We start from the raw sequence: 26,177 nt of genomic DNA, 5'->3' as shown, positions 1-26,177 counted from the left end.
ACACAACCGCCACGACGCTACGACACACTGGAGTCGGGGAGGACATCGATACCCGCCTCCTTGCGCTGCTGCGCGGTGATCGCAGCCGGGGCGCTGGTGAGCGGGTCGTAACCACCGCCGGTCTTCGGGAAGGCGATCACGTCCCGGATCGACTCCGAGCCAGCGAGCAAGGCGACCATACGGTCCCAGCCGAACGCGATGCCGCCATGGGGAGGCGCCCCGTACTTGAAAGCGTCGAGGAGGAACCCGAACTTCTCCTGCGCCTGCTCCGCGGAGAGGCCCATCACGTCGAACACCCGCTCCTGCACGTCCCGGCGGTGAATACGGATGGAGCCGCCGCCGATCTCGTTGCCGTTGCAGACGATGTCGTAGGCGTAGGCGAGGGCGCTTCCCGGGTCGGAGTCGAACGAGTCGATCCATTCCGGCTTGGGTGAGGTAAACGCGTGGTGCACCGCGGTCCAGGCCCCGGAACCGACGGCGACGTCGTCGGTCTCCGAGACCGGCTCGAACAGGGGCGCGTCGACGATCCACACGAATGCCCACTCGTCCTCGGCGATGAGCTTGGCCCGCTTGCCGACCTCCAGGCGCGCGGCGCCGAGCAGGGACTGCGAGGCTTTGCGCGCGCCGGCGGCGAAGAACACGGCGTCACCGGGAGCGGCACCCACAAGCGCCGGCAATCCGGCCTTCTCCTCGTCGGAGAGGTTCTTGGCCACGGGCCCGGACAGCTCACCATCGGATCCGACCAGCACGTAAGCCAGACCCTTCGCGCCCCGCGCCTTCGCCCACTCCTGCCACCCGTCGAGTTCCTTGCGGGTCTGGGACGCGCCACCGGGGAACACCACGGCGCCCACGTACGGAGCCTGGAACACCCGGAACGACGTGTCGGCGAAGTGAGCGGTCACCTCGGTGATCTCCAGCCCGAACCGGAGGTCGGGCTTGTCGCTGCCGTACCGGTCGAACGCCTCGCTGTACGTCATCCGCGGGATGGGCGTGGCCACATCCACGTCCACGAGGCGCCACAAAGCGGCGATGATCCGCTCGCTCAAGGCGATGACGTCATCCTGCTCGACGAAGCTCATCTCGATGTCGAGCTGGGTGAACTCGGGCTGGCGATCCGCGCGGAAATCCTCGTCGCGGTAGCAGCGGGCGATCTGGAAGTAGCGTTCGAGGCCCGCCACCATGAGCAGCTGCTTGAACAGCTGCGGGGACTGCGGCAGGGCATACCACGAGCCAGGCCGCAGCCGGGCAGGGACAAGGAAGTCGCGCGCGCCCTCGGGCGTGGAGCGCGTCATGGTGGGCGTCTCCACCTCCACGAACCCGTCTCCGAGCAGCACGTCACGAGCCACCCGGTTCACCTCACTGCGCAACCGGATGGCCGCTGCCGGCCCGCTGCGCCTGAGGTCCAGGTACCGGTGCTTGAGCCGGACCTCTTCACCGACGTCGACGTGGTCGTCGATCTGGAACGGCAACGGCTCGGCCTCACTGAGGACCTCGACGGTGTCTGCGAGCACCTCGATCTGGCCGGTGGGCAGCGCCGGGTTCTCGTTGCCCACCGGGCGCGCGGAGACCGTGCCGGTCACCTTGACACAGAACTCGGCACGCAGTCCGTGGGCCACCGACTCGTCGCGCACCACCACCTGAGACACCCCCGAGGCGTCCCGGAGATCGAGGAACGCCACTCCCCCGTGATCGCGCCGCCGGGCCACCCAGCCGGTGAGCGTGACGGTCTGTCCGGCGTGGTCGGCGCGCAGCGTACCGGCCTCATGGGTGCGGAGCACGTGGGGGTCCTCTTTCGGTGGTGGCTGAACGGATTGGCGGCGGGCCGATGGAACGGCCCGCCGCCTGTGATCCTACGTAAACCCCGCCCGGGGACGCGACCCGGTTATGGAGTCGCCATCCGGGTTCAGCGTTCAGCCGGGCTGCGCTTGAGCAGCTGGCCTTCCGGACTGTTCAGGTACTCGCGGGTCTCGCGAGCCACCATGCCGGCCAGAATCAGCAGGCCCACCAGGTTCGGCAGCGCCATCAGGCCGTTCGCCACGTCGGAGAACGTCCAGACAGTCTCCAGCTCGGTCACCGCTCCGACGTACACGACGGCGACGAAGACGAGCCGGAAGGGCACGACGCCGGCCCGACCCACCAGGCGCTCGACGTTGCGCTCGCCGTAGTAGCACCAGCCGAGCAGTGTCGAGAAGGCGAAGAACGCCACGCTCACGGCGACGACGTTGTCACCCCACTCTCCCGGCAGCCCGGTCTCGAACGCCAGGGAAGTCATCTCCCCACCGGTCAGACCGCTCTGCCAGGCGCCGGAGACGATGATGACGAAGCCGGTGAAGCTCACCACCACGAGCGTGTCGATGAACGTCTGGGTCATGGACACCAGTGCCTGACGCACCGGGTGCGTGGTCTTCGCCGCGGCCGCGGCGATGCCGCCTGTCCCGAGCCCGGACTCGTTGGAGAAGATCCCGCGTGCGACACCGTAACGCAGCGCGTGGATGAACAGCGCGCCCAGGAACCCGCCCGCGGCCGCGGTGCCGGTGAAGGCGTCGGTGAAGATCAGCGAGACCGCGTCCGGCAGCTCACCGACGTTGGCGAGCAGAACCCAGGTGCCGGCCAGCAGGTAAACGACGATCATCAGGGGCACCAGCGCGGCGGTGACCTTGCCGATCACCTTGATGCCGCCCAGCACCACGGCGGCGGCGCCGACGGTCAGAACGAGGCCGGCCACCCACGTCGGGACGTCCCACGACGCGTTCGCCGTCGCGGCGACGGTGTTGGACTGGGTCATGTTGCCGATGCCGAAACTGGCGATGATCGCGAAGACCGCGAACGTGACGCCGAGGATCGGTCCGAGCCGCCCCTTGATGCCCCTCGTCAGGTACATCTGGGGACCGCCGCTCTGTTCACCGGCGGCGTCCGTGCGGCGGAACTTCACACCGAGGAACGCCTCGCTGTACTTCGTCGCCATGCCCACGAGGCCGGTGATCCACATCCAGAACAGCGCACCGGGACCACCAAGGTAGATCGCGGTTGCGACACCCGCGATGTTGCCGACGCCGACGGTAGCGGCAAGCGCCGTGCTCAGCGCCTCGTAGTGCGTGACGTCGCCTTCACCGGTGATGTCCTTGCGTTTGACCAGCCCCAGCCGGAGCGCACGCCCAAGCGTGCGGAACTGGATGGCGCTGAGCCGCCAGGTCAGGTAGAGGCCCGTGCCGAGGAGCAAGGGAATGAGAATGCCGAAGAAATCCTGGCCGTCCCAGATCTCGCCACCCCACACCCAGCCCGAAGCCCGGCCGAGAATGTCGTTCACCGTGTCCATGTCCACGCTCCTTTGGAAATGACTGCTGGACATGGTGGCGTGCACACGGCGAGTTGGCTAGTACCCGGGGCAGGTAACTATCGAGTTGTTACGAAACGTTATGTGGTGAGCCGCTTGAACACCTGGTCGAGGGCCACGGATTCCTGTTCCCCGGTCTGCAGATCCTTCACCTGTGCGACTCCTTCGGCCAGGTCGCGCTCGCCGAGAACGACGGCGTGCCTGGCGCCGCTGCGATCGGCCGCCTTCATCGCCCCCTTGAGCCCGCGCCCGCCCACGGCGATGTCGGCACGGACTCCCGCTCTGCGCAATTGTGACACGACGCCGAACAGGGTCCGAGCTGCTTCGTCCCCCAAGGGCACGGCGTAGACGTCAACACCGGTCTTGCCGGGCAACGGCAGCCCTTCGGCTTCCATCGCCAGCAGGGTGCGGTCCACGCCCAGGGCCCAGCCGACGGCAGGTAACCGCGGGCCTCCGATCAATTCCGACAGGCCGTCGTACCGGCCGCCGCCACCGACCGCCGACTGTGCTCCCAGCCCGTCGTGGACGAACTCGAAGAGTGTGCGCGTGTAGTAGTCCAGCCCGCGCACCAGGCGCGGATCGTCTTCGAAATCGAGGCCCGCGTCAGCGAGCCGCGTCCGCACGACGTCGTGGTGTGCACGGTCGCCGGCGGAAAGGAACTCGGTGATGACCGGGGCGTCGGCGAGCGCCGCCTGGATCTCCGGCCGCTTGTCGTCCAGGACGCGCAATGGGTTCAGCTCGGCTCGGCGCGCGGTGTCTTCGTCCAGCTCGAGCGTGCCCAGGAACTCCTGCAATGCGGCACGGTATGCCGGCCTCGACTCGTCCGAACCGAGGGAGTTGATCACGATCCGCACGTTTTCCAGGCCCAGCTCCCGGTAGGCGTCGGCCGCGAGGACGATGAGCTCGGCGTCGCTGGCTGGGTCCTCGGTACCCAGGACCTCGGCACCGACCTGCGAGAAGTGCCGGTACCTGCCCTTCTGCGGCCGCTCGTAGCGGTAGTACGAGCCTGAGTACCAGAGCTTCACCGGCAATGCGCCGCGGTGCAGGCCGTTCTCCAGTGCGGCGCGCAGAACGGGGGCGGTCCCTTCCGGGCGCAGCGTGACGTCGTCGCCGCCGCGGGTGGTGAACGTGTACATCTCCTTCGTCACGACGTCCGTCGACTCACCGACGCCGCGGACGAACAGTTGCGTCTCCTCGAAGGACGGGGTCTCGATGTAGCCGAACCCGGCCCGTCGCAACGGCTCGGCCATGGCCTCCCGCACAGCCAGAATCGCCTCGGCGCGCGGAGAGACCAGATCGTAGGTGCCCTTCGGGGCACGGAACATCGGCTGGTTCACAGGAGTGTCCTCTAGAAGTTGTTCAGATAGGGGTTGGTGACACGCTGGCGGCCAAGTGAGTCGCCTTCGCCATGACCGGGCAAGATTGTGATGTCATCCGGCAGCCCGTCGGCCTCCGGATCGGCGATTCGCCGGAGGGTATCGTTCATCATCTCGCCATCGCCGCCGGGGAGGTCGATCCGTCCCACGGTGCCCGTGAAGAGCACGTCACCGGTGAAGCAGACACCAGCCGACCCCACCGGCCCGGCCACGTGGTACAGGACCGAGCCCTCCGTATGACCCGGCGCGTGTATGACCCGGATGGTCAGCCCGGCGATCTCGATCACCTGGCGGTTGCTCACCGGGCGGACGTCCGGGGGCGGCGACCAGTCCGCGGCTAACCCGGCGAACATAGGCGCGAACTCGGGTCCGAGCGTCCCGATCGGGTCCTTCAGCCGGTAACGATCAGCCTCATGTATGTAAACCGGCAGGTCATCGCGACGGCACAGCTCAGCGAGAGAGAACGTATGGTCGACGTGGCCGTGGGTGACCAGCGCGGCGACCGGACGTAGACCGTGTTCGGCGACTGTCACGTCGACCTGCTCCTTGACATTGAAGCCCGGGTCGACCAGCACGCACTCGCCCGCACCTTCGGGTGCGACGACGTAGCAGTTGGCACCGAGGACGGGGCTGACGATGGCGACGAGGAACACTCGGAGAAGGTTACCGGTCCGCAGCGTGCGCATTCATCCCGGATTCGTGTGCGTGGGCCGCCCAGGCACGCCCACACCGCCGGGTGGACTATCGTCCGGCGATTTTTGCCGCGAACTCGTTACCAACGCAAGGGCGGAACCTGCCTAGACTGTCCCTTCGAACACCATCACCGTTCCTATGCCTTCACCCGACCCCGGATGAGGACCCACCGTGACGCACATCCCCGGCAGCCCTGAGCCAGAACCCACCCCGGCCTCCGCCGCCGAGACCGCGGCAGCGCAGCAGCCGGCCCCCGACTCGCAGGATGCCGCACCCGAGACTGTCGCCTCCAACGAATGGGGGCGGGTGGACGCCAAGGGCGAGGTCTTCGTCCGTACCGCCGAGGGTGAGCGCTCGGTCGGTTCCTGGCAGGTCGGCCAGCCGGAACAAGCGCTGGCGTTCTTCGGGCGCAAGTTCGACGACCTCGCTGTCCAGGTCGATCTGCTGGAGCAGCGGCTGGCGTCCGGAGCCGCCGCGCCCGACGAGACTGCCGCAGGCGTGCGCAAGCTGCGGGAGGCGCTCACGGATGCCAAGGCCGTGGGTGATCTCGACTCGCTCAGCAGCCGGCTCGACGCTGTCGAGGCGCAGATCGACGAACGCCGAGCGGAGCGCCGAGCCGCTCGCGCCAAGGCTCAGGAGGAGGCGCAAGCCCGCAAAGAAGCGATAGCCGAGGCCGCCGAGAAGATCGCCGAGGGTAACGACTGGCGCGGCGGTGCCGACGAACTGCGTCTCCTGCTCGAGGAGTGGAAGTCTCTCGCCCGGCTCAGTCGCGCCACCGACGACGCATTGTGGCGCCGGTTCTCCACGGCGCGCACACACTACACGCGCCGGCGCAAGGCACACTTCGCCGAACTCGCCGAGCGCCGCGAGGCTGCGAAGTCCATCAAGGAGCGGATCCTCAAGCAAGCCGAAGAGCTTTCCACGTCGACGGACTGGGGCCCTACTGCGCGCCGGTATCGTGACCTGATGGCCGAATGGAAGGCCGCAGGCCCGGCACCGCGCAATGTCGAGGACACACTCTGGAAGAAGTTCCGGGCCACCCAGGACACCTTCTTCGAAGCTCGCGCCGCGAACCAGGCGCAGCGCGACGACGAGGAGAGTGCCAACCTGGAGCTCAAGCAGGCGCTGCTCGTCGAAGCCGAGGCGTTGCTGCCGATCACCGATTGGAAGGCCGCCCGGGCACAGCTGCGCGGCATTCAGGAACGCTGGGAGCAGATCGGGCACGTGCCCCGGGACGCCCGGCGCGGCGTGGAAGGACGGTTGCGCAAGGTCGAGGACGCCATCCGTGACGCCGAGCAAGCCGAATGGACCCGCAGCAATCCGGAGGCCTACGCCAGAGCCCAAGCCACCGTGGACCAGTTGCAGAACCTCATCAGCGACCTCGAGCAGAAGGTCGAGAAGGCGCGCGCCACGGGTAATGAGCGCAAGCTGCGTGAGGCTGAAGAAGCGCTGGCGGCCCGCCGCTCCTGGCTCGAGCAGGCGGAGCAGGCCCGGGACGAGTTCGCCGGCTAGCTGCCGAGTCGCCTTGGTCTAGGTACGGTCGCCGGGAGCAGCAGCCCCCTGCGCGCGTCGCGTTCCGTGGCGGTGAAGCATGCCACGAAAAGCTCTTAAAGTGCGCGCAGGCCATCGTTCTCCCCGCGCCCAGCGCGCCTCTAGTTGGAGACCGCGGGGATGCCGCTGGTGAGGCGGTAGGCGTCGAAGACTCCTTCGACGCCGCGCACTGCCTTGAGCACGTGGCCGAGGTGCTTGGGATCTGCCATCTCGAAGCTGAACCGGCTCTTCGCGATCCGGTCGCTGCCGGTGGCGACGGTGGCGGACAGGATATTCACGTGCTGGTCGGACAGGACCCTGGTCACGTCGGACAGCAGCCTGGCACGGTCCAGCGCCTCCACCTGGATGGCGACCAAGAACATGCTGTTGGAGGTCGGTGCCCACTCCACGTCGACAATGCGGCCCTGCTGTTCGCGAAGCGAGTCGACGTTGACGCAGTCGACTCGGTGCACGGATACACCAGAGCCGCGGGTGACGAAGCCGACGATCTCGTCGCCGGGCACCGGCGTACAACATCGAGATAGTTTGACCCAGACGTCCGTGACGCCCTTGACCACGACGCCGGGATCGCCGCCGGCTCGCCGCCGGGGCCGATCCGGGCTGGCCGCCTCGGCGGCGTCCTCGCTGGTACCTTCCTCGCCGCCGAGAATGTAGACGAGCTTCTGTACGACGCTCTGGGCGGACACATGGCCCTCACCGACAGCCGCGTACAGCGCCGAGATGTCCACGTAGCGCAGCTCGTCGGCGACGGCCGTGAGTGCCTCCTGGCTGAGCATCCGCTGCAAGGGCAAATCCTGCTTGCGCATAGCGCGGGCGATGGCATCCTTGCCGTGCTCGACGGCCTCTTCGCGGCGTTCCTTGGAGAACCACTGCTTGATCTTGTTACGTGCCCGGGCACTGGTGACGAAGGTCAGCCAGTCGCGGCTCGGCCCAGCGCCCTGCGCCTTGGAGGTGAACACCTCGACGACGTCGCCGTTGTCGAGCTTCGACTCCAGCGGGATCAGGCGGCCGTTGACCCGCGCACCGATGGTCCGGTGACCCACCTCGGTATGCACGGCATAGGCGAAGTCGATGGGTGTGGCGTCGGCGGGCAGTGCGACAACATCGCCCTTGGGAGTGAAGACATAGACCTCGTTCGACTCCATCTCGAAGCGGAGGGACTCGAGGAACTCTCCTGGGTCCTCGGTCTCCTTCTGCCAGTCGAGGAGCTGGCGCAGCCACGCCATGTCGTTGGTGCCGTTGCCGTCTGGGGCGGCGGTGCTGCTGCGCGATTCCCGCCCGGTGTTGCTCTCTTCCTTGTATTTCCAGTGCGCCGCGATGCCGTATTCGGCCCGGCGGTGCATCGCGAAGGTACGGATCTGCAACTCGACCGGCTTACCCTGCGGACCGATCACGGTGGTGTGCAAGGACTGGTACATGTTGAACTTCGGCATCGCTATGTAGTCCTTGAACCGGCCGGGTACCGGGTTCCAGCGCGCATGGACGATGCCGAGGACGGCGTAACAGTCGCGCACGGACTCGACGAGCACGCGAATGCCGACCAGATCGTAGATGTCGGTGAACTCGCGGCCGCGGACGATCATCTTCTGATAGATCGAGTAGTAGTGCTTGGGGCGGCCGCTGACCGATGCCTTAATCTTCGAGGTTCGCAGATCGCTCTGCACCTTGCCGATCACGGAGACCAGGTAATCGTCGCGCGACGGCGCGCGCTCGGCGACCAGGCGCACGATCTCGTCGTACACCTTGGGATGCAGCGTGGCGAAGGAGAGGTCTTCCAGCTCCCATTTGATGGTGTTCATGCCGAGCCGGTGCGCTAGCGGAGCGTAGATCTCGATGGTCTCGCGCGCCTTGCGCCGTGCCGACTCCTTGGGCACGTACCTCCAGGTTCGAGCGTTGTGCAGCCGGTCGGCGAGCTTGATCACCAGCACCCGGATGTCCTTGGCCATCGCGATGACCATCTTGCGGACCGTCTCGGCCTGAGACGCCTGGCCGTACTTCACCTTGTCCAGCTTGGTGACCCCGTCGACCAGCATGGCGATCTCGGCACCGAACTCTTCGCGCAGCTCGTCCAGGCCGTAGTCGGTGTCTTCGACCGTGTCGTGGAGCAAAGCCGCCGCCAGCGTGGGGGGCGTCATTCCAAGCTCGGCCAGGATGGTGGCGACCGCCAGCGGGTGCGTGATGTACGGATCACCGCTCTTGCGCTTCTGGCCGCTGTGCGCCTCGCGGGCGATGTGGTAGGCACGCTCGACGACGCTCAGGTCCGCCTTGGGATGCGCGGCCTTGATGGTGCGGAAAAGGGGCTCGAGGGCAGGCTCGGACTGCTGGCGTTGGGAGGTCAGCCGCGCGAGTCTCGCGCGCACCCTCACCGGTGCCAGCGCACCGCTGGAAGCGTTCTGCTCAGCCACCGAGCTCCTTTCGCTCTCTACGAAGGAGACAACACAGTCTAGGCGTCGGATGTTTCCTGGCCTACACCAGAGCCGGTCTCTCGGCCCAAGGTACCCCGTCCAGGGCCGGCTGTGCGGCGAAGCAGCGGTTCTGCCGGTAGGCGATGGCGTCGTCGCCGCCTGCCGGGGACTCGGGCTTCTTACAGGCTGAGCAGAGCACTGACCGGAACGTCGGCGAGCTTCTCCCGGCCCCGCAGAAAGCCGAGTTCCATCAAGACGCTGACCGCGACCACCTCGGCACCGGCAGCACGCACCAGATCTACCGTGGCGCGCACGGTGCCGCCGGTGGCCAGCACATCGTCAATGATCAGCACCCGCTCGCCGGGCATGAACGCGTCCCGGTGGACCTCGATGGTGGCCTGCCCGTACTCGAGCGCATAGCTGGCCGACGACGTCTCGGCCGGAAGCTTGCCCTCCTTGCGGACCGGTACGAATCCCGCGTCGAGATGGTAGGCGACCGGAGCACCGAGAATGAAGCCGCGAGCCTCGATGCCGACCACCGACGTCACATCGTGGCCGACGGCTGCTTCAGAGAGCAACCGGACGGTGGTCGCGAAACCCGCCGGGTCTCGGAGCAGCGGCGTGATGTCCTTGAACGTGACGCCTGGCTGCGGCCAGTCGGGTATGTCGCGGACGTGCGACAACAGCAGGTCGCGATCAGCCTGGCTGATCATCGGGAGCGACGACGCCGCTGTTAGCGCGACTCGCTGCCGTTGGCCGGATCCTGGCTGGCCCGCTCGTCAGGCTTCGACAGCGTGTCCTCGGATTCGCTCAACGGCTCGTCGAGAGACTCCTCGGTCAGCGGGTCAGCAGACTCGGGGCTGTCAAGCACGTTGACGATGGCGCGGCGCACGTACCGGTTGGTGACGCCGGGCGAGACCTCGATCTCGACCTCGTCGTCGTCGAGCGCGACGACCGTGCCGAGCAGTCCGCCACCGGTCATGACCTTGCTGCCCACGGCCAGCGTCTGCTGCATCGTCATCATCTGCCGACGCTGGCGTTGCTGCGGCCGGATGAGCAGAAAGTAGAAGACCGCGATCAAAAGGATCGGGAGCAGCAGTGCTTCCATCAGAGACAAGCTTCCTTCGATTAGGGGGTGACCTCGAGCGTTCGCGCGATTCTAGTGCCCAAGGCGATCATTCTCGAACCAGGGCCTGCCACCATGTCGGCATCCCCGTGCACATCACGCCTCGTCGACGTTATCGAACAAGTCTAGCTCGCCGTGGCCCCGGAACGGAGCCTGCGCCGGTGCGACCATCCCGAGATGACTCCACGCGGCCGGCGTGGCCACTCTGCCACGGGGAGTCCGCGCCAGCAATCCGGCCCGCACCAGGAACGGCTCAGCGACCTCCTCGACCGTCTCACGCTCTTCGGCGACCGCCACGGCCAGCGTTCCCAGCCCCACCGGCCCGCCACCGAAGTTTTTGCACAACGCCAGCAGCACTGCCCGGTCGAGGCGGTCCAGCCCGATCTCGTCCACTTCGAACACCCGCAGCGCGGTGCGCGCGATATCTCCCGTGACCACGGCGTCAGCGCGAACCTCGGCGAAGTCGCGTACTCGTCGCAGGAGCCGGTTGGCGATCCGGGGCGTGCCGCGGGATCGCCCGGCGATCTCCCGGGCGCCGTCGTCGCGCAGGTCGACGTCGAGGAGGCCGGCGGAGCGGAACAGCACCTGTTCGAGCTCTTTGGGCTCGTACAGGTCCAGGTGTCCGGTGAAACCGAATCGGTCCCGCAGTGGCCCCGGGAGTAGGCCCGTCCTGGTGGTGGCGCCCACCAGTGTGAACGGTGGAAGCTCGAGCGGGATGGCGGTGGCTCCCGGACCCTTGCCGACTACCACGTCGACGCGGAAGTCCTCCATCGCGGTATAGAGCAACTCCTCCGCCGGCCGGGCCGTGCGGTGGATCTCGTCGAAGAAGAGCACGTCGCCCTCGCTGACAGAGGACAGGATGGCGGCGAGGTCGCCTGCGTGCTGAATGGCCGGACCGCTGGTGATCCGGAGCGGCACGCCCATCTCGGTGGCGACGATCATGGCCAGGGTCGTCTTGCCGAGCCCTGGCGGCCCCGACAGCAGAATGTGGTCTGCGCTGCGGCCGCGGCCCCGGGCCGCGTCCAGAACCAGGGACAGCTGCTCTCGCAAGCGCTCCTGCCCGATGAACTCGGCCAGGCTGCGGGGACGCAGTGCCGCCTCGAGCGCCCGCTCGTCGGCCGCCGCTCCCCCGCTCATCATCCGGGAGCCGGCGTCGTCCTCGTCACCGAAGTTGCTCACGTGGGCAACCTACCCAAGACGGCGGGCGGCCCGAATAGCAAGACGGGCGCGGCATCGGAATGAGCGAACGGGCCATCACACACGGCGGCGGTCATTTCGCCAGCGTCCTGAGCGCGGCCTTCAACAAGGACGGGACGTCGGCCTCGTGACCGTTCTCGGCCGCCAGCGGCGTGATCTGCTCGACCGCGGCGTCTGCGTCACGAGCGGACCAGCCCAAGCCGAGCAACGCTCCACGGACCTGCTCCGGCCAGCCGCCCGACGGTGTGCCCGCCCGCCCACCCTCCGGGGGGATCGCACCGGCGGAGCCGCCGAGCTTGTCCTTGAGCTCGATGACGATGCGCTGGGCACCTTTCTTGCCGATGCCGGGAACCTTGGTCAGCGCCGCAAGATCCTCCATCGCGACGGCGCGGCGAAGGTCGTCCGGCGAGTGCACAGCAAGCATGGCCTGGGCCAGCCGCGGCCCGACCCCGCTCGCGGTCTGCACGAGCTCGAACACCGTGCGCTCGTCGTCGGTGGCGAATCCGTACAGCGTCAGCGAGTCCTCACGAACCACCAGACTGGCCGCGAGCTGGGTCTGCGCGCCGACGCGCAACTCGGCCGAGGTCCCCGGGGTGCATTGCACCGCGAGGCCGATGCCGCCGACGTCGACCACCGCCTCCGTCGGCCGGACGCTGGACACCACTCCACGCACAAACGCGATCATCGCCTCGCTCCGTTCTTCGCGGCGGCAGCAGCCAATCGGCTCGCCGCACCTCCGCGCCACACCTGACAGATGGCCAGCGCCAGCGCGTCCGACGCATCAGCGGGGGTCGGCTTCCCCGCGAGCCGGAGCAACCGCATCACCATGAACGCGACCTGCTCCTTGTCGGCTCGGCCATTGCCGCTGACGGCGGCCTTCACCTCACTCGGGGTATGCGTGGCGACGGGCAGCCCACGACGGGCCGCCACGAGGGCCGCGATCCCGCTCGCCTGAGCGGTGCCCATGACCGTCCGGACGTTGTGCTGACTGAACACCCGCTCGACGGCGACCGAATCAGGCGCGTGCTCGACGATCCACTTCTCCAGCACGGACTCGATGGCCAGCAACCGTTCGCCCAGTTCGAGCTGCGACGACGTCCGGATAACGTCGACAGCGACGAGCCGCAGCGGCCGTCCCGGCGCGCCTTCCACGACGCCGACGCCGCACCGGGTCAAGCCTGGGTCGACACCCAGCACGCGCATATGCCCTCCACCGAACACTAGTTCGGGCAACACCTTACTCGCACGCGACCGGCCGGCCGGCGCCGACGCGCCGATGCGTCCAGTCCGGCGATCGGGCAGGCGGCTCACGTGCTTCGCGCTCAGGTTTGGCAAACCTCACTTGCACTAGTTAAAGTAAGCCTTGCCTCAGCCGCCGTGCGGCGGGGACCAGCCACAGCACAACCGCTCCCTCCGCGCCCGAACGCTTCAGCGCGGGAATCTCATACCGGAGGTCACACCCTTGCGGGTTCGCATCAAGGCTGCCGGCGCGGCCCTTCTTGTCCTCCTCCTCGCTGCATGCGGGTCCGGCGACGACGCCGATCTGACGGTCTATTCCGGGCGCAGCGAGAGCCTCGTGGGGCCTGTCATCCAGCAGTTCGAGGACGCGTCCGGGCTGACGGTAGACGTGCGTTACGGCAGCACCGCCGAAATGGCCGCACAGATCCTGGAGGAAGGGCAGAACTCGCCCGCCGACGTGTTCTTCGGGCAAGATGCCGGAGCGCTGGGCGCGCTGTCCGCCGCCGGCCTGCTCGCCGACCTGCCCGCCGGCCTGCTCGAGCGGGTGGCCGCCACCTACCGCTCTCCCGAGGACCACTGGGTCGGGCTCTCCGGCCGGGCACGGGTCGTGGTCTACAACACGGACGTGCTCGATGAGGACGACCTGCCGGACACGGTGGCGGAGTTCACCGACCCGGCCTGGCAGGGCCGGATCGGCTGGGCGCCGCCCAACGCTAGCTTCCAGGCGTTCGTCACCGCGTTGCGCGTGCTCGAAGGCGAGGAGGCCACGGCGGAATGGCTCGAGGCCATGCGGGACAACGGCACGCAGGCATACGAGAACAACATCGCCGTGGTCGACGCGGTGGCTGCCGGTGAGATCGAGGCGGGCTTGGTGAACCACTACTACCTCTACCCGAAACTGGCGGAGGCGCCGGATCTCCCGGCGGCCAACAAGTTCTACGGTGACGGCGACCCGGGTGCGCTGGTCAACGTCGCCGGCGCGGGCATCCTGGCCACGTCGGAGAACACCGAGGCGGCCACGGAGTTCGTGGAGTACTTGCTCAGCGAAGCCGGACAGCAGTACTTCGCGACCGAGACCTGGGAGTTCCCTCTGGTCAAGGGGATGGCTCCGCCGGATGGCATGCCGACGCTTGAGTCTCTCGACCCGCCCGCCATCGACCTCTCCGAGCTCGAGGACCTCGAAGGAACACTGCAGCTGCTTCAAGAGACCGGGGTCTTGTAGAACGTGGCCAGTACGCGGCGGTTCTCCGGCCGGGCGCTCACTGTAGCGGCCGCCGCAGTCGCGATCCTGGCCCTACTGCCGCCTGCCTACCTGATCATCCGCGCCACCGAGAGCGGACTCGAACGGGCGTGGGAGGTGCTCGCCGAGCCTCGCACCATCGAGGTCCTGGTGAACACCGTGGGACTGATGGCCGGGGTGACAGTGGGGGCAATCCTGATCGGAGCGCCACTGGCCTGGCTGACCATCCGCACCGACGTGCCGGCACGCGGCGTACTGACCGTCCTCCTGGCGCTGCCGCTCGCGTTGCCCTCGTACATCGCCGCATACGCCTACGTGTCGTTCCTCGGTCCGCGTGGCCTGCTTCAGGGCTGGCTGCAGCCGCTCGGCGTGGACCGGCTGCCGTCGATCTACGGTTACTGGGGCGCGTGGTTCGTCCTGACGATCATTTCCTATCCCTACGTGTTCTTGACTGTGCGGGCCACTCTCCGCCGCCTGGACCCGAGCGCCGAGGAAGCCAGCCGTACGCTCGGCCAGAACGCCTTCGGGACGTTCCGGCGGGTGGTGGTGCCAGCCTTGCGTCCGGCCCTGGTCTCCGGCGGGTTGCTCGTGGCGCTGTACGCGCTCAGCGACTTCGGCGCGGTTTCGATGCTGCGCTTCGACGCGTTCACCAGGGTCATCTATGTTCGCTACAACGTGATCGACAGATCCGCCGCTTCCGTGCTGGCGCTGCTGCTGGTGGCCCTCGCGGTGGTGGTGCTGGTGCCAGAACTGCGGGCCCGGCGCGCAGCCACCACACATCTGCATGCGGGCTCACGCCGGCCGCGGTCCCAGCCGCTCGGCCGGTGGCGTTGGCCGGCCTTCGCCGCCGGATGCGCGGTCTTCGCGCTGGGCGCTGCACTTCCCGTCGGCGTGATCGTGCTGTGGCTGATTCGCTGGCTGCGCACGGGCGAGCCGGTGCGCCTGGCCGGCGAGCTGGTAGCGAACAGCCTGCAGGCATCGGCGCTGGCGGCTGTCGCCGTCGTGGTCGCCGCCTGGCCGGTCACTATGCTGGCCACCCGGCACCGCACTCGCACGGGGCGTGTGCTCGAGGGCTTCGGCTGGATCGGCTACGCGCTCCCCGGAGTGGTGGTGGCCCTGGGCCTGGTCTCGTTCGGTGCCCGGCACGTGCCGTCGGTGTATCAGACGATCACGATGCTGGTGGTGGCATACGTCGTGATGTTTCTCCCGCTTGCGCTCGGGCCCATGAAGAGCTCTGTCCAGCAGGTCAACCCGGCGTGGGAGGAGGCGTCCCGCACACTCGGGTACGGGCCGGCCCGGACGTTCTTCTCCGTGGTCATGCCGCTCTCCCGCTCCGGCGTGCTCACCGGCGCCGCCCTGGTCTTCCTGACCGTCATGAAGGAGTTGCCGGCTACGCTCATGCTCGCGCCCACGGGCTTCTCCACGCTCGCCACTCAGGTGTGGAGCACCACGTCGGAGAACTTCTACGGCGCGGCCGCCCTGCCCGCGCTGACGCTGGTCGTGCTCGCCAGCGTCCCCACCGCCGTGCTGGCCCTGCGTGACGATGCGCGCCCGCGACGGCAGACCCGGTCACGGCGCTCGGACCTCGTTGAGTTGCCCCCGGCCACACCGGTGGACCGGGCACCGGTTCTCGTCCCCGTCGGCGCCGCGGGCGGGGGCCGAGCGTGACCCTGCCACTCCCCCTTGAACGGGAACCGGCCACGCCGGCGCCGGCCGTGCGGTTCGCCGCGCGCCTCGACGTACACGGAGACCGGCTCGCCGTCGCCACGGACGGGCTCGAGTTGTCCTACCGTGAGCTGGCCGCGCGGGTGGACGCGGCGGCACGACAGCTGGGCGACACCCGCCGGCTGGTGCTGATCGCGGCGTCGAACGACCTGGAGTCTCTTGTCTGGTACCTGGGCACGCTCCGGGCCGGGCACGTCGCGCTGCTCGTGCCGCCGGGCCACGCGGACTCGCTCGCGGACGCTTACGACCCCGACGTGGTTCTCAGCCCGGCCGGCGGGGCATGGCAGCCCGATGAGCGGCGCCCAGGCTCCACCCATGATCTGCATCCGGACCTCGCGCTGCTGATGAGCACGTCCGGATCGACCGGCTCGCCCAAGCTGGTGCGGCTGTCGCACGAGAATCTCCAGTCCAACGCCGAGGCGATCGCCGGCTATCTCGGTGTCCGGGCGTCCGATCGCTCCGCTACGACACTGCCGATGCATTATTGCTACGGCCTGTCCGTCGTCCACAGCCATCTGGCCGTCGGCGCCGGCCTCATCCTCACCGAACTGTCGGTAGTGGACGCGTGCTTCTGGGACCTCTTCCGGGCACACGCCGGAACGTCGTTCGCCGGAGTGCCGCACACGTTCGATCTCCTCGACCGGGTGGACTTCGCGAGCATGGAACTGCCCGGTTTGCGCTACATCACCCAGGCGGGAGGCCGGCTGGACGCGGAGCGGGTACGCGGCTATGCACAGCTCGGCCAGCAGCGCGGCTGGGACCTGTTCGTCATGTACGGCCAGACCGAGGCGACCGCCCGGATGGCCTATCTGCCGCCGGACCTCGCGGCGTCGCACCCGCATACCGTCGGTGTGGCCATCCCCGGAGGCTCGTTCTCCCTGGAGAGACGGGCCGATGACCCGCCCGGTGTCGGAGAGCTCGTCTACGACGGACCGAACGTCATGCTCGGCTACGCGGACACGCCCGCGGACTTGAGCCTCGGCCGGAACGTCACGTCGCTGCGTACCGGGGACCTCGCCCGTCTGACCGACGCCGGACTGTACGAGATCGTCGGCCGCCGGGCCAGGTTCGTCAAGGTCGCCGGCCTCCGGGTGGACCTTCAGCAGCTGGAGGCGGTTCTCGCGGGGCGCGGGCTGATCTCCTGTTGTGCAGGAACGGACGGGCGTCTCGCCGTCGCCGTGGAGGGTGGGCACGATGCCGACGAAATCTGGCGGTTCGTCATGGAACGGTGTGGGCTTCCGGGGCATGCCGTCGACGTCCGCACCGTCGTCGAAATCCCGCGCTTGTCCACCGGCAAGCCGGACTACCAGGCCGTGCTTGCGCTCTCCGAGCGTCGGCCGGCGGATCCCGCCGTGGCCACGGCACCTGCCGGGGATCCGGCCCGCCTTCGGGATCTGTTCGCGGAGCTTCTGAACCGGCCCGACGCGACCGAGGACGACACGTTCGTCGAGCTGGGCGGAGACTCCTTGTCCTATGTCGAGATGTCGGTCCGTCTGGAACACCTCCTCGGTCAGGTGCCGGCGAACTGGCACACCACTCCGATCCGGGACCTGGTGCCCAGCCCTCGGCGCCGGCTGTTCGGCGGGCGCACCGCCGAGACCAGCGTCCTCCTGCGTGCCGCGGCTATCGTCGCGATCGTCGGTACACATGCCGGCCTGTTCAGCGTGCTCGGCGGTGCTCATGTCCTCCTCGCGGTGGCCGGCTTCAACTTCGCGCGTTTCCGGCTCACGTCGGCAGGACGTCTCGTCCGGCTGCGACAGCAGCTGGGCAGCATCGCGCGGATCGCCGTGCCGAGCATGGTGTGGATCGCCGCCGTCGTCGTCGTGTCCGGTACGTACGGCATCGCCAACATCGCCCTGCTCAACGGGTTCCTCGGCTCCCCCACCTGGGACAGCCGCTGGCACTTCTGGTTCGTCGAGATCCTGGTGTACATACTGCTCGGTCTCGCCGCACTCCTGTCGATTCCGTGGGCCGACCGGCTCGAGCGGCGATTCCCGTTCGGGTTCGCCCTCGGCTTGGTGGCCGCCGGGCTCCTCACCAGGTTCGAAGTGGTCGGGCTCGGAGTGCCCCATATGCTGCCGGCACTGTGGCTGTTCGCGCTCGGATGGGCGATGGCGCGCGCCACGCGCGTGTGGCAACGCCTGCTGCTCACAGCCGTCGTCGTCGCTACGGTGCCGGGCTTCTTCGGCAATCCGTCGCGGGAAGCTCTGATGATCGGCGGGCTGATGCTCCTGCTGTGGACGGCCAGCGTCCCGTCGCCCGCTCTAGCCAGCCGGCTGGCCGGTCTCCTGGCAAGCAGCTCCCTGTACATCTATCTGATCCACTGGCAGGTCTATCCCCACCTCGTCGGCGTCGATCGGGGCCTGGCCGTCGTGGCCTCCCTGGTGGCCGGGGCCGTGGCGTGGCTCGTGGTCAGGGCTGTCCAGCGTCGCCTGATGCGCTGAGGGCTCGCCCAGCGTGACGGGAGTCGACTGCCGACCGGTGGTCGGCGCACCAGGCACGGCAGCCGCGCGGCTATCCTGTGACCTGTGAGCGACGAATCGACCACGCGGGGAGAGCAGGCGGCTGAGCCGTCCGAGAACGAGTATCGCGAGTACTTGGCCCAGCTCCGCTCGGTTCCTGCGGACCGCATAGTGCTGGAGACCATGAGCGGCGTCCTGACCGCCGCGCAGGCCAAGATCGGCCGGAACGACGCCCGGCTCATGATCGACCTGAGCGCGCTCATGCTCGATCATGCCCGTCAGTACCTGCCTGCTCAGCAGGCCCAGCAGTTCGATCAGGTTCTCGGTCAGCTGCGGATGGCCCAGGTCCAGGGCGAGCAGGCGGTTGCGCAGCGGGGCGCGCCAGAGGAGAACGACCTGCCGCGGCCGCCCGCTCCCCCGGCCACGGCAACCGGCGCGGCGGCGCAACCCGCTCAGTCCCAGCAACCCTCACCAGCCTCCAAGCTCTGGGTTCCCGGCCGCTGAGGACTGCCGCTCCCGGTGGCCCGCCTACTGAGCGGCTGCTGGCCGGCGCACATAGGCGACGGCGGCGGACGGACCGCTGTATGTGAGCCTGACCCGCTCGTCGCGGTGCGCGAGGGGCGCCCCCGGCGTCCGCACGCGCAAGACCTCGTCGCCGACGCGGACGAGCGACACGGTGTCGTGGCCGTAGAACTCGACCAGCTCCACCCGGGCAGAGCCGTCGGTATCGAGGCTCAGCGCGAGTGACTCGGGCCGGATGAGCACCTCCACCGGTCCGGATCGCTCCGCGTCTAGCGGCACGATTCCCAGCGCCGTCGACGCGGTGAGACCAGAGGCATGCCCCGGTACGAGATTCGCGTCGCCGACGAAGCGGGCCACCCATGCATCCGCGGGCCGCGCGTAGACCTCCGTAGGAGGAGCCTGCTGGACGACGGCGCCATCCCGGACGACCGCCACCGTGTCGCCCAGGACGAACGCCTCCTCCTGGTCGTGGGTGACGAACATGGTGGTGACGCCCAGCTTCGTGAGCAGCTGGTGAACCTCGGTCCGCACCTGGCCGCGCAACGCGGCGTCGAGGTTGGAGAAAGGCTCGTCCAGGAGAAGCACCGCCGGGCGCGGGGCGATGGCCCGGGCGAGCGCGATCCGCTGCTGCTGCCCTCCGGACAACGTCTCCGGAGCGCGGTCCGCGAGGGCGCTCAGGCCAACCATCGCGAGTGCGTCGGCGACCCGGCGACGCGCTTCTTCACCGGGCAGTCTCCGGAGCCCATAGGCCACGTTCGCGGCGACGCTGAGGTGCGGGAACAATGCCCAGTCCTGGAACACCATCCCGACGTGGCGGCGCTCCGGAGGGACCATGCGCCGGCCGTCGGTGAGCACGGCGTGGCCGACCGTCACGGTCCCAGCGTCGGCCTGTTCCAGCCCGGCGATGATGCGTAGCAGTGTGGTCTTGCCGCAGCCGCTGGGGCCGAGCAGAGCGAGCGTCCCGCCGGCAGGCACGGTCATCGACACGCCGTGCAGGACCTCGACGTCACCGAAGGACTTGGTGACGCCGGCCACCTGCACACCCGCGGTGGCCATCAGCTGGGTCAAGCTCAGCCGACCGCTTCCATGATCTCGTCGGAGACGTCGAAGTTGGCGAACACGTTCTGGACGTCGTCACTGTCTTCGAGCGTTTCGATCAGGCGGAAGATCTTCTTCGCGCCGTCCTCGTCGAGCGGAACGCTGACGGACGGGATGAACGAGGACTCCGCGGATTCGTAGTCCAGGCCCGCCTTCTGGATGGCGGTGCGGACGTCGACGAGCTCACTGGCCTCGGACCGGATCTCGAACGCCTCGCCCAGGTCCTCGACCTCCTCGGCGCCGGCGTCGAGCACCACCTCGAGAAGTTCGTCCTCCGTGAGCTCTCGCTCACCTTGCTGCCGGGGAACGACGACGACGCCCTTGCGATCGAACAGATACGACACGGAGCCCGGGTCGGCCATCGATCCGCCGTTGCGGGTCATGGCGATACGGACCTCGGAAGCCGCACGATTGCGGTTGTCGGTGAGGCACTCCACGAGGACCGCCACGCCATTGGGCCCGTAGCCTTCGTACATGATGGTCTGGTAGTCGGCTCCGCCGTCCTCGGCGCCGGAGCCGCGCTTGACGGCCCGGTCGATGTTGTCGTTGGGGACCGAAGACTTCTTGGCCTTCTGGATCGCGTCGTACAACGTCGGGTTCGCGGCCGGGTCTCCCCCGCCCGTCCGGGCCGCCACCTCGATGTTCTTGATCAGCTTGGCGAAGAGTTTGCCTCGCCTGGCGTCGACGACTGCCTTCTTGTGCTTGGTGGTCGCCCACTTGGAGTGGCCGGACATCAGTCTAGGCCTCCTTGATGATCTCGAGGAAGTACGCGTGGATGCGCGCATCAGCGGTGAGCTCGGGGTGGAACGACGTGGCGAGCAACCCTCCAGCTCGTACGGCGACGATTCTACCGGCCGAGGTGCTCGCCTCCGGCGAGGCCGGAAAACGGTCCGCCGAGACGCTCGCCTCCGGCGTGACAGGGGTGCTGGTTCCGGCCCGCACCCGGGCGAGGATCTCGACGCCGGGACCGACTTCCTCGACCCACGGTGCGCGGATGAACACCGCCCGGAGTGCTGGGTCCCCGATGGCCGGGAAGTCGAGTTCGCCTTCGAAGGAGTCGATCTGGCGTCCGAAGGCGTTGCGCCGGACGGTGATGTCGAGGCCTCCGATGGTTTCCTGACCTGCGACGCCGTCCCGGATCCGGTCCGCGAGCATGATCATGCCGGCGCATGAGCCGTAGGCTGGCAGCCCGGACTGGATGTGTTTGCGCAGAGGTTCGAGCAGGCCGAAGGTGCGCGCCAGGCGCCACATGGTGGTCGACTCGCCGCCAGGTATGACGAGCCCGTCGACCGCTCCGAGTTCGGCGGCGGTACGCACGGCGCGCGTCTGTGCCCCGAGCGACTCCAGGATGCCCCGGTGTTCGCGAACGTCGCCCTGCAAGGCCAGGACCCCGACGGTCGGTCCGTTCCCCATGTGTACTGATCTCCGATCCACGGGACGACGCCGTCGTGTGCGACGTGCCGCCTCCACCTTTGGTGTGTGCCAACCCGGTTCAACGGTAGTCGCCGGGCCGGGAATTCCGCGCACCGGCCGCTCCGGGTGACGGGTTCACACCGAAGGCGTTGTGACCCGGCCGGGTGGGCGCGAAGCTCCGGGTAATCGAAATGTATGTTTCATTAGCTTTGCCGGGTCCACCGACGTGTCTGGACGGTTAGCCATGACTGCTGATGAAACCTCGCTCGTCCTGGTCACCGGTGGCGGCTCGGGGATCGGCCGGTCCATCGCGCGCAAGTTGGCCCGCTCGGGGCGCGCGTGCCTGATCGCCGGCCGGCGCCAGTCGATGCTCGATGAGACCGCCGAACTGATCGACGACGAGAACGGCACAGTGTTCACCGTGAGCGCCGCCGTCGCGACGGAGGAAGGCCGCAAAACCATCTGGGCGGCCGTGGACGCCCAGACGCACCGGATGACCGGCTTGGTCAACAATGTCGGAGACACCTACATCGCGCCGCTTTTCGCGCAGGACCTGGAGCAATGGCGAGCCAACCTGGCGCTCAACGTGGAGTCGACCGCGTTCTTGTCGTTCGACGCCATCAAGCGGATGAGCGAGTCCGGCGGCGGCAGTATCGTCAACATCGCCTCGGTGTACGGCATGCTCGCGCTCAACCCGGCGTTCTATCCCGGCAGGATCTCCACCGAGACGCCGTTCGGCCCCGGGCGCGTCGCCTACGCGACCTCGAAGGGCGCTGTCCGGCAGATGTCCCGTGAGCTGGCGGTGGCCGCCGCGTCCTTGGGTATCCGGGTCAACACCGTCTCACCGGGAATGATCAAGGTCGACAGCCTTGAACTCGACGATGAGATGATCCAGGGGTTCGGCGAGGCCACACCGATGGGCCGGATGGGCGAGCCCGACGAGGTCGCCTCGACGGTCGCATTCCTTCTGTCAAACGAGGCGAGTTTCGTCACCGGCTCGGAGGTGGTGGTCGACGGAGGATGGACGCTCTGGTGACCAGTGCATCGCGTCTCACGATACCGAGAGCGGATCAGTCGATCACCTGCGTGCGGCCGTCCCATCCCTCCGCCCGCAACTGGGTTACCAGCTGGGGAAGCGCTGATGGATAGACCACAGCCGCGCTGGCGGCAAGCTCGTTCACATTCCACCACCGCGCCTGCGTGACGGACGCTCGCTCGACGTCGGTCCAGCCGTCCGTGGTAACGCCCGGCGCTTCCTGGACCTGGGCGTAATAGAGCACCTCGCGTTGCCGGCAACGCCGCCCGAAATACGTGAACTCCGCCGTCCGCGCGGCGACCGGTCCGACCAGCTCGTCGGCGCTCACGACTAAGCCGCTCTCCTCGAACAGCTCCCGCGCCGCCGCCACACGCTCGGGCTCGCCGGGCTGAAGTCCGCCACCGGGCGTGAACCACCAGCGCCGCTCCGGCTCATCGACGTCGAAACCCTCGAGCAGGAGAGTTCGCCCCCGCGCGTCGACGACGATCGCCCGCGCGGCGTTGCGCACCCAGGCGCCGTCGCGATCCTGTTCCCACTCCGTGAAAACGGCCAGCGGGTCGGGGGCGTTCATACGTCGGCGCGACGCTTACCAGCCGCGCTCGGCCAGCCGGTGGGGTTCCGGCACCTCTTCGACGTTGATGCCGACCATCGCCTCGCCCAGCCCGCGCGACACCTTGGCGAGCACGTCCGGGTCGTCGTAGAACGTGGTGGCCTTCACGATCGCCTCGGCGCGCCGGGCCGGATCACCGGACTTGAAGATTCCCGAGCCGACGAAGACACCCTCCGCGCCGAGCTGCATCATCATCGCGGCGTCCGCCGGCGTGGCGATCCCGCCAGCGGTGAACAGCACGACCGGCAGCTTGCCGAGTTCGGCGACCTCGCGAACGAGCTCGTACGGAGCCTGAAGCTCCTTCGCCGCCACGAACAGCTCGTCCTTGGGCAGCGACTGCAGCTGCCGGATCTGCGCCCGGATCTGGCGCATGTGGGTAGTGGCGTTGGAGACGTCGCCGGTTCCGGCCTCACCCTTGGAGCGGATCATCGCCGCGCCTTCGGTGATCCGCCGCAACGCCTCTCCGAGGTTGGTGGCACCGCACACGAACGGAACGGTGAACTGCCACTTGTCGATGTGATTGGCGTAGTCGGCCGGGGTGAGCACCTCGGACTCGTCGACGTAGTCCACACCCAGGCTCTGCAGCACCTGGGCCTCGACGAAGTGGCCGATCCGGGCCTTCGCCATCACCGGAATGGACACGGTGTTGACGATGCCGTCGATCAGGTCAGGGTCGCTCATCCGGGCGACACCGCCCTGCGCCCTGATGTCCGCTGGCACTCGCTCCAGCGCCATCACGGCGACCGCGCCGGCGTCCTCGGCGATCTTGGCCTGCTCCGGTGTGACCACGTCCATGATCACACCGCCCTTGAGCATCTCGGCCATTCCCCGCTTCACGCGTGCGGTGCCGGTCTCGGAGACCTGGGCGGACGTATGCGACGTGGACTGCGCCTGCTCGGACACGTGTGATCCAACCTCTTTGCCTGAAAGTGGACGTGCTACTGCCAACTCCTTAGTCTACGACCTCCCGGTGCCGAAATGCGCACCGTCCCGTTGTGGCCGCCGCCACGCACAGCGTGGTCTGGTAGCTGCCGAGATCACACGTGGACACCCAGCAACGTGTCGGCCGCGGCGTGCATCAAGGCCGGAGCCGCGTCGTCGTCGCCGCCGGTAGCCAGAGTCGCGTCCGCCCACGCGTCGATCGCCTGAAGCGCTCCGGGCGTATCCAAGTTGTCAGCTAGCCGCTCCCGGATCCGGGACAGCACCAAGAGCCCGTCGACGCCCGACGGTGCCGCCATGGCCGCCCGCCAGCGCCGGAGTCGCTCGTCGGCCGCCCGCAGCAACGCGGGGCTCCACTCCCGGTCGGCACTGTAGTGGTCGGCGTACAGCGCGAGCCGGACCGCATCGGGGTTCGCCCCCTCCTCACGCAGGCTGTGGGCGAATACGAGATTGCCGAGCGATTTCGACATCTTCTCACCCGCATAGCCGATCATCCCGGCGTGAGCGTAAACGCGGGCGAACGGGCGGCCGGTGACCACGTGGGCCTCAGACGCGCACATCTCGTGATGCGGGAAGATCAGGTCGTTGCCGCCCGCCTGCACGTCGATGCCCGAGCCGCGGTCGAGGTGGCGCAACACGATCGCCGTGCATTCGATGTGCCACCCAGGCCGTCCAGGGCCGTACGGGCTCGGCCACGACGGCTCGCCCGGGCGCTCCCTCCGCCACAGAAGGCAGTCCAGCGGGTCCTGCTTGCCGGCCCGGTCCGGGTCGCCGCCGCGTTCGGCGAACAGCTCCCGCATCGTCCCGGCGTCGAGTCCGGACACCTCTCCGAACCGCGGATCGGACCGCACCGAGAAGTACAGGTCACCGTCGACGTCGTACACGGCGGACCTGTCCTTGAGCCTGCCGATGAGCTCGAGCACGGACGGTATGGCATCGACGGCGCTGACGAACTCCGACGGCGGCACGACGCCCAGCCACGCCATGTCGTCACGGAACAGCTCGGTCTGCTCCTCGGCGAGCTCCGCCCAGTTCCGCCCGTCGCGTTCGGCACGCTCCAGGAGAGGGTCGTCGATGTCGGTCACGTTCTGCACGTAACGCACCGTCAGGCCGGCATCCTGCCAAACTCGATTGAGCACGTCGAAGGCGACGTAGGTGGCCGCGTGCCCCAGATGCGTGGCGTCGTAGGGCGTGATGCCGCACACGTACATCGATGCCGAGCCGCCCGGCGCTCCGCCGACGGCCTTCGTCTCACCCGACGCGGTGTCCCTGATCCGGACGGCGACGCCGCGGCCGGGTAGTGAACGTAGTTCGGGAGCTGCCCAGGCACGCATACCCTCAGACCCTAATCGCTCAGAAGACCGGCCACGGCACCGGCATCCGCCCTTGGGGTTCAGGCATCCTTCCCACCTGCAGCAATTCTGCAATCCGTGCCTTCAGGGCGGCGACCTCGCCCTCGTCAAGCAACGCCATGAGACTCTCGCCCAGCTCCGCGTCAAGGCTGTGCCGGAGGCGGGCCAGCGCTGCCCGTTCGTGGTCGGCGAGCTGCTGGCCCGCCCAGCCCCACAGCACGGTGCGCAGCTTGGGCTCCTCGTGGAACGACACGCCGTGATCGACGCCCACGACGCCGGCCATCCGCTCGGCGATCTCCCGGTCACCAGTGAGGATGTGTCCACCTTTGCGGTCGGCATTGTTCACGACGACGTCGAACAGGGCCAGCGCCCGCAAGCCCGGATGGTCGGCGTGCACGAGGACGACGGGGGAACCGTCACCGTCCAGCGCCTGCAGGATCGGCAGCGCGCCTGCCGGTATCCGGTCTGGGGGCACGACGTCCACCCAGGGCGGCGTATCGGTGGCGCCGACCAGCGGGATCTCCAGCTCCGCGCTGTCCAGCACGGAGAGCGATTCCGTTTGCTCGATCCATGCCTGACACATGCCGGGCCCCATAGGGCCGTCGTCGCGCAGCACGGTCGGCGGAACCACGTGCCAGCCGGCAGCCTCGGACACCAGATACGCGGCCACCTCGCGGTTGGCGAGCGTCGCGTCAGGGAAATCCCACAACGGCCGCTCCCCCGCGGTCGGCTTGTACACGCAGCGGGCGTGCTGCTCGCCGTGACTCACCCGCCCGAGCAGAGTGACGTTCGAGGCGACCACGAGCCGCCCCTCGACGGCAAGGTCCCCGTTGGCCAGCAGGCCCAGCAGATCCACGGA

At 68.3% G+C, this 26,177-nt stretch carries 23 protein-coding genes; 6 read left to right on the top strand and 17 right to left on the bottom strand.

Annotation, left to right across the window (positions count from 1 at the left end; all coding sequences use genetic code 11):
* Positions 1-17: 17 nt before the first annotated feature.
* The 4 genes from aspS to G1H11_RS20115 all read right to left on the bottom strand — a co-directional run bounded on the left by aspS (position 18) and on the right by G1H11_RS20115 (position 5,363).
* A complete protein-coding gene (gene aspS, locus G1H11_RS20130) occupies positions 18-1,778 on the bottom strand; it encodes an aspartate--tRNA ligase (protein WP_163820378.1) in 1,761 nt (586 codons plus the stop codon).
* A 125-nt stretch (positions 1,779-1,903) separates the two neighbouring features.
* On the bottom strand, positions 1,904-3,316 hold the full coding sequence (locus tag G1H11_RS20125; protein WP_163820377.1) for an alanine/glycine:cation symporter family protein: 1,413 nt from the start codon (positions 3,314-3,316) through the stop codon (positions 1,904-1,906).
* A 98-nt stretch (positions 3,317-3,414) separates the two neighbouring features.
* Positions 3,415-4,659 (bottom strand): histidine--tRNA ligase, encoded by a 1,245-nt coding sequence (hisS, locus tag G1H11_RS20120; protein WP_163820429.1) that lies wholly within the window; start codon positions 4,657-4,659, stop codon positions 3,415-3,417.
* Between the two features lie 23 nt (positions 4,660-4,682).
* Positions 4,683-5,363, bottom strand: coding sequence for an MBL fold metallo-hydrolase (locus G1H11_RS20115; RefSeq protein WP_163820376.1), 681 nt, complete (start codon positions 5,361-5,363; stop codon positions 4,683-4,685).
* 211 nt (positions 5,364-5,574) lie between these two features.
* On the opposite strand from G1H11_RS20115, the gene G1H11_RS20110 reads away from it, so the two are divergent.
* Entirely contained in the window at positions 5,575-6,915 is a 1,341-nt protein-coding gene (locus G1H11_RS20110) for a DUF349 domain-containing protein (RefSeq protein WP_216843962.1), read from the top strand.
* A 140-nt stretch (positions 6,916-7,055) separates the two neighbouring features.
* On the opposite strand, the gene G1H11_RS20105 is transcribed toward G1H11_RS20110, so the two are convergent.
* From G1H11_RS20105 to ruvC, 6 genes are all read right to left on the bottom strand, one after another.
* Positions 7,056-9,359, bottom strand: a complete 2,304-nt coding sequence (locus G1H11_RS20105) for a RelA/SpoT family protein (RefSeq protein ID WP_343074890.1) — start codon at positions 9,357-9,359, stop codon at positions 7,056-7,058.
* Between the two features lie 179 nt (positions 9,360-9,538).
* A complete protein-coding gene (locus G1H11_RS20100) occupies positions 9,539-10,072 on the bottom strand; it encodes an adenine phosphoribosyltransferase (RefSeq protein WP_163820375.1) in 534 nt (177 codons plus the stop codon).
* A gap of 20 nt (positions 10,073-10,092) precedes the next feature.
* The gene (yajC, locus tag G1H11_RS20095; protein WP_163820374.1) at positions 10,093-10,467 is read right to left on the bottom strand and encodes a preprotein translocase subunit YajC; all 375 of its coding nucleotides are present in this window, start codon (positions 10,465-10,467) and stop codon (positions 10,093-10,095) included.
* A 114-nt stretch (positions 10,468-10,581) separates the two neighbouring features.
* Positions 10,582-11,625 carry a Holliday junction branch migration DNA helicase RuvB gene (gene ruvB, locus G1H11_RS20090; protein ID WP_163820426.1) on the bottom strand — a complete coding sequence of 348 codons (1,044 nt, stop codon included), beginning with the start codon at positions 11,623-11,625 and terminating at the stop codon, positions 10,582-10,584.
* Positions 11,626-11,755: 130 nt separating this feature from the next.
* Entirely contained in the window at positions 11,756-12,367 is a 612-nt protein-coding gene (gene ruvA / locus G1H11_RS20085; protein WP_163820373.1) for a Holliday junction branch migration protein RuvA, read from the bottom strand.
* A complete protein-coding gene (gene ruvC, locus G1H11_RS20080) occupies positions 12,364-12,885 on the bottom strand; it encodes a crossover junction endodeoxyribonuclease RuvC (protein WP_163820372.1) in 522 nt (173 codons plus the stop codon). The genes ruvA and ruvC overlap by 4 nt, the downstream gene beginning before the upstream one ends.
* 259 nt (positions 12,886-13,144) lie before the next feature.
* Here ruvC and G1H11_RS20075 point away from each other — a divergent pair, with 259 nt between their 5' ends.
* From G1H11_RS20075 to G1H11_RS20060, 4 genes are all read left to right on the top strand, one after another.
* On the top strand, positions 13,145-14,143 hold the full coding sequence (locus G1H11_RS20075) for an iron ABC transporter substrate-binding protein (RefSeq protein ID WP_174257811.1): 999 nt from the start codon (positions 13,145-13,147) through the stop codon (positions 14,141-14,143).
* Between the two features lie 3 nt (positions 14,144-14,146).
* Positions 14,147-15,829: an ABC transporter permease subunit gene (locus G1H11_RS20070; RefSeq protein ID WP_163820371.1), complete on the top strand. Its 1,683-nt coding sequence runs from the start codon at positions 14,147-14,149 to the stop codon at positions 15,827-15,829.
* Entirely contained in the window at positions 15,826-18,330 is a 2,505-nt protein-coding gene (locus tag G1H11_RS20065; RefSeq protein WP_216843961.1) for an AMP-binding protein, read from the top strand. The genes G1H11_RS20070 and G1H11_RS20065 overlap by 4 nt, the downstream gene beginning before the upstream one ends.
* Positions 18,331-18,414: 84 nt before the next feature.
* Complete coding sequence (locus tag G1H11_RS20060; protein ID WP_163820370.1) at positions 18,415-18,852, top strand: hypothetical protein; 438 nt, start codon at positions 18,415-18,417, stop codon at positions 18,850-18,852.
* A 24-nt stretch (positions 18,853-18,876) separates the two neighbouring features.
* Here G1H11_RS20060 and G1H11_RS20055 read toward each other — a convergent pair whose 3' ends face one another.
* From G1H11_RS20055 to pdxT, 3 genes are read right to left on the bottom strand one after another with little or no spacing between them, the layout of a single operon-like run.
* Entirely contained in the window at positions 18,877-19,938 is a 1,062-nt protein-coding gene (locus G1H11_RS20055) for an ABC transporter ATP-binding protein (RefSeq protein ID WP_216843959.1), read from the bottom strand.
* A 2-nt stretch (positions 19,939-19,940) separates the two neighbouring features.
* On the bottom strand, positions 19,941-20,702 hold the full coding sequence (locus G1H11_RS20050; protein ID WP_163820369.1) for a YebC/PmpR family DNA-binding transcriptional regulator: 762 nt from the start codon (positions 20,700-20,702) through the stop codon (positions 19,941-19,943).
* A 4-nt stretch (positions 20,703-20,706) separates the two neighbouring features.
* Positions 20,707-21,381 carry a pyridoxal 5'-phosphate synthase glutaminase subunit PdxT gene (pdxT, locus tag G1H11_RS20045; protein WP_163820368.1) on the bottom strand — a complete coding sequence of 225 codons (675 nt, stop codon included), beginning with the start codon at positions 21,379-21,381 and terminating at the stop codon, positions 20,707-20,709.
* A gap of 244 nt (positions 21,382-21,625) precedes the next feature.
* On the opposite strand from pdxT, the gene G1H11_RS20040 reads away from it, so the two are divergent.
* Positions 21,626-22,417, top strand: a complete 792-nt coding sequence (locus G1H11_RS20040) for an SDR family NAD(P)-dependent oxidoreductase (RefSeq protein ID WP_163820367.1) — start codon at positions 21,626-21,628, stop codon at positions 22,415-22,417.
* A 34-nt stretch (positions 22,418-22,451) separates the two neighbouring features.
* On the opposite strand, the gene G1H11_RS20035 is transcribed toward G1H11_RS20040, so the two are convergent.
* The 4 genes from G1H11_RS20035 to G1H11_RS20020 form a co-directional block, all read right to left on the bottom strand.
* Positions 22,452-22,988: an NUDIX hydrolase gene (locus G1H11_RS20035; RefSeq protein WP_163820366.1), complete on the bottom strand. Its 537-nt coding sequence runs from the start codon at positions 22,986-22,988 to the stop codon at positions 22,452-22,454.
* A gap of 15 nt (positions 22,989-23,003) precedes the next feature.
* On the bottom strand, positions 23,004-23,930 hold the full coding sequence (gene pdxS / locus G1H11_RS20030) for a pyridoxal 5'-phosphate synthase lyase subunit PdxS (RefSeq protein WP_163820365.1): 927 nt from the start codon (positions 23,928-23,930) through the stop codon (positions 23,004-23,006).
* Between the two features lie 134 nt (positions 23,931-24,064).
* Positions 24,065-25,300, bottom strand: a complete 1,236-nt coding sequence (gene mshC, locus G1H11_RS20025) for a cysteine--1-D-myo-inosityl 2-amino-2-deoxy-alpha-D-glucopyranoside ligase (RefSeq protein WP_163820364.1) — start codon at positions 25,298-25,300, stop codon at positions 24,065-24,067.
* Between the two features lie 19 nt (positions 25,301-25,319).
* Positions 25,320-26,174 carry an SCO1664 family protein gene (locus G1H11_RS20020; protein ID WP_216843958.1) on the bottom strand — a complete coding sequence of 285 codons (855 nt, stop codon included), beginning with the start codon at positions 26,172-26,174 and terminating at the stop codon, positions 25,320-25,322.
* Positions 26,175-26,177: the final 3 nt, after the last annotated feature.

The organism is Phytoactinopolyspora alkaliphila (genome assembly GCF_010550695.1).
Taxonomy (GTDB): domain Bacteria; phylum Actinomycetota; class Actinomycetes; order Jiangellales; family Jiangellaceae; genus Phytoactinopolyspora; species Phytoactinopolyspora alkaliphila.
The sequence above is the reverse complement of the archived record's forward strand: the minus strand, read 5'-3'. Positions and strand labels throughout refer to the sequence as shown.